The organism is Mesorhizobium sp. M7A.F.Ca.AU.001.01.1.1 (assembly GCF_004022735.1).
In the GTDB taxonomy this organism is placed as follows: domain Bacteria; phylum Pseudomonadota; class Alphaproteobacteria; order Rhizobiales; family Rhizobiaceae; genus Mesorhizobium; species Mesorhizobium ciceri.
Genome location: NZ_RZPF01000776.1, coordinates 1 through 2,887 on the forward strand (window position 1 = coordinate 1; position 2,887 = coordinate 2,887).

Consider the following 2,887-nt stretch of genomic DNA (forward strand, 5'->3'; position numbering starts at 1 on the left):
ATTTTGCGACATCCGTTAAGGCCACGGTCTCGCCACCGGCAGCAAAAACTGCAGAATGAACATCCGACAAGGCCCTCAATCGCCCTTTGAAGTCTTCTGCAAGCCCTTCTGCCGAGATCGCACCGCGCCTGGTCATATCGAAGATGGATATGACGGTCGCCAGGATGTTTTTCACTCGATGATTTAGTTCAAGGCGGAGTTCCGTCTCCCGCTCAAGATAGTCACGCACGTCGCGCTGGCGAATTCTGGTGAGGAGTGCCGACTGGATTCCGCTTATTAGTTCGAGCGCAGCCACTGGACGCTGATAGTATATCTGACGTGAACGTGGCCAGGCAGCGCTCAGCGCCGCTTGGATGCGTGACTGCTGTGCCCCACGGTCCAACAAAACAACGATTGGAATTTCCGACCAATTCGGCTGCGCCTGAAGGAAACTTTCAACTGTTGCGATAGCCTGAGGATTTAAGGCTTCATGGGTAACAACCAGCACTCCAGGGGACAGTGCAAGCAATCCCTCTAAGTCCTCGGGGCTCGCCGCTCGAGCCCGTAAACCACGTTCCTGCAGCAGGGAGGCGGTGTAACCAGCATCCTTGCGGTAAGGCGCCAAAATGAGCACCCAATCCAGTGTTCCCAGCCCGTTTCGCTCGACGTCGCTCACGTCTCGGGCAGAGGATTGTAAGCAACCACGGAAACGCCGGAACTCGCGATGAAAAGTTCCCGGACATCGAGATCGTGGGGACCGTGGCGTTTCTTGACGACCGTGATATTGCGCCTAAGGCGGCCTTCATGCTCGGACATGCGCAGCAGAAGCACGGTGTCGCCGAGAAAACTGACGTCCACGTCGATCCCAACATTCTGCCCGAGCAAACCATGCTGGGCGACAATGAGCATGGTTAGCACGTCAGCGCGAGCGAGATGTTTCAGGAGAGACTGGATGTCCAGCACCGCCTTTTCCCGGTGGGGAAGAGAATTCAGATAGCCGGTGAAGCTGTCAATCACGACTACCCGGGTATTGTTGCGACTGACGACTTGCTGCACAATCTGGCCGAACTCTCCGGGCGAGATTTCGTTCGGACTAAAATCGTAGATGACGAGTTGGCCGTCCTTGTAGAACTGCCGAAGATCCATCCCAAGGCCTTCGGACCGGCGAAAGAAAGTCTCCAGCCGCTCCTCAAACAGGAACAGGGCCACGCTCTCGCTCCGTTGAAGCGCGGCAGTGGCGTAAAGCGACGACATCGTCGACTTGCCTGTCCCCGACTGACCAATCACGAGCGTTATGGTTCCCGATTCCTGGCCGCCGCCGAACATCTCGTCGAGAGCGGCTACCCCTGATTTGATCAGTTGCGGCTTGGTCACTTCGGCAGGCGACCCGGGCACAATCCTCGGAAACACCACAACGCCTTCACCCTCGCGAATGGCCATATCGTGATAACCGTCTGCAAACGGCACGCCGCGCATTTTGCTGACTTCAACACGCCGGCGCACGCCGCCGTAATCCTCGAGAGATTTATCAAGCCGGATCACGCCGTGGGCAATGCCCTCGATTTCCTCGCCATTGTGATCGCCTCCGCTGGTCTGGGTGTCGAGCAACACCGCCACAATGCCCCGCTTGGCCAGGAAGGCCTTGAAACCAATCAGCTCGCGCCGGAACCTCGGTGTGTCGCCGGTAATCAGCCGGATCTCGAGCAGCGAGTCATAAACAAGCCTGTGTGGCTTGTGTTCTTCAATCGCGCGTTCAATCGCCTTGCGCGTCTCATCCAATCGAAGGTCCGCAGTCTGGAAAATCGTCTGATCGGCCGCTCCGCTCAAGGTCTCCGAAGCGGACAATTCCTCAACGCGGATGCCATCAAGCGTCCAGCCGTGTGAGGACGCAATCGCTTGCAGTTCGGCGGCGGTTTGCGAAAGGCTGACATAGATGCAGCGTTCACCGGCTGCCACACCAGCGCGCAGGAATTGCAACGCCGCGGTCGTCTTGCCTGCGCCTGGATCGCCTTGCACGATGTAGAAATTTGAAGCGGGCAATCCACCGCGAAGAATTTCGTCCAAGCCGGCAATGCCGGAACTTACAACGGGCTGCTTCTTTCGCTCGGTCATTCCGCCATCGTCTCCAAACAGGAATCGCAAGCCGCCAGTATCACAGGTTCGAAGTAGAACTGGGTGGAGCGATCGGCGGCCCGGCCCGGTATCTGAAATTCCAATTTCTGTAACGGCCGCGCCCCCGTCAGGCAAGTAGCTCGTTGCAGGCCACGGCAGTCACGGCCTGTGCCACAGCGCGCACGCCTTCCCATCGTCTGTGGAACCATCCAAGACGCCAGCAGTTTCACAGAGTTAACAAATGAACGGATGGGGTATGATTCAAGGGACCGTCGATAAAGCCGATGAGGATCGCTACCGCGTTCTCGTCGAAGCCGTTACTGATTATGCGATCTATATGTTGGACCGTTCGGGAACCGTGACGAGTTGGAACGCGGGGGCCGAGCGGTTCAAAGGCTATTCCGCGAGCGAGATCATCGGTCAGCATTTCTCGTGCTTCTACACGGAGGAGGATCGCGAAGCTGGTCTTCCATCGCGGACTCTGGAGACAGCAGCCCGCGATGGCAAATTTGAGACCGAGGGCTGGAGGGTTCGTCGCGACGGGACTCCTTTCTGGGCTCACGTTGTGGTTGATCCTATACTCGATCCAAGCGGCAGACTAACCGGCTTCGCCAAAGTCACCCGTGATCTTACCGAGCGCAAGAAAGCGGAGGAGGAAATCCGGAAAAATCAGGAGCAGTTCCAGCGTCTGGTTCAGGGCGTGACGGACTACGCGATCTACATGCTTGATCCTGAAGGCGTAATCACGAGCTGGAACTCGGGTGCAGAACGCATCAAAGGTTACTCGGCCGACGAA

Annotated in this window: 3 protein-coding genes; 1 reads left to right on the forward strand and 2 read right to left on the reverse strand. The window is 57.4% G+C overall.

The genetic code is table 11. The annotated features are described in order from the left end of the window. A partial coding sequence (locus EN884_RS31595) for an HWE histidine kinase domain-containing protein (RefSeq protein WP_281034856.1) occupies positions 1–655 on the reverse strand: 655 nt, incomplete at its 3' end. Next, positions 652–2,091 carry an ATPase domain-containing protein gene (locus tag EN884_RS31600; protein ID WP_013525068.1) on the reverse strand — a complete coding sequence of 480 codons (1,440 nt, stop codon included), beginning with the start codon at positions 2,089–2,091 and terminating at the stop codon, positions 652–654. The genes EN884_RS31595 and EN884_RS31600, both read right to left, overlap by 4 nt. Positions 2,092–2,332: 241 nt before the next feature. Between EN884_RS31600 and EN884_RS31605 the strand changes: the two genes are divergently transcribed. Next, positions 2,333–2,887, forward strand: a 555-nt coding sequence (locus tag EN884_RS31605) for a PAS domain S-box protein (RefSeq protein WP_128360960.1), incomplete at its 3' end; no start/stop codon positions are given.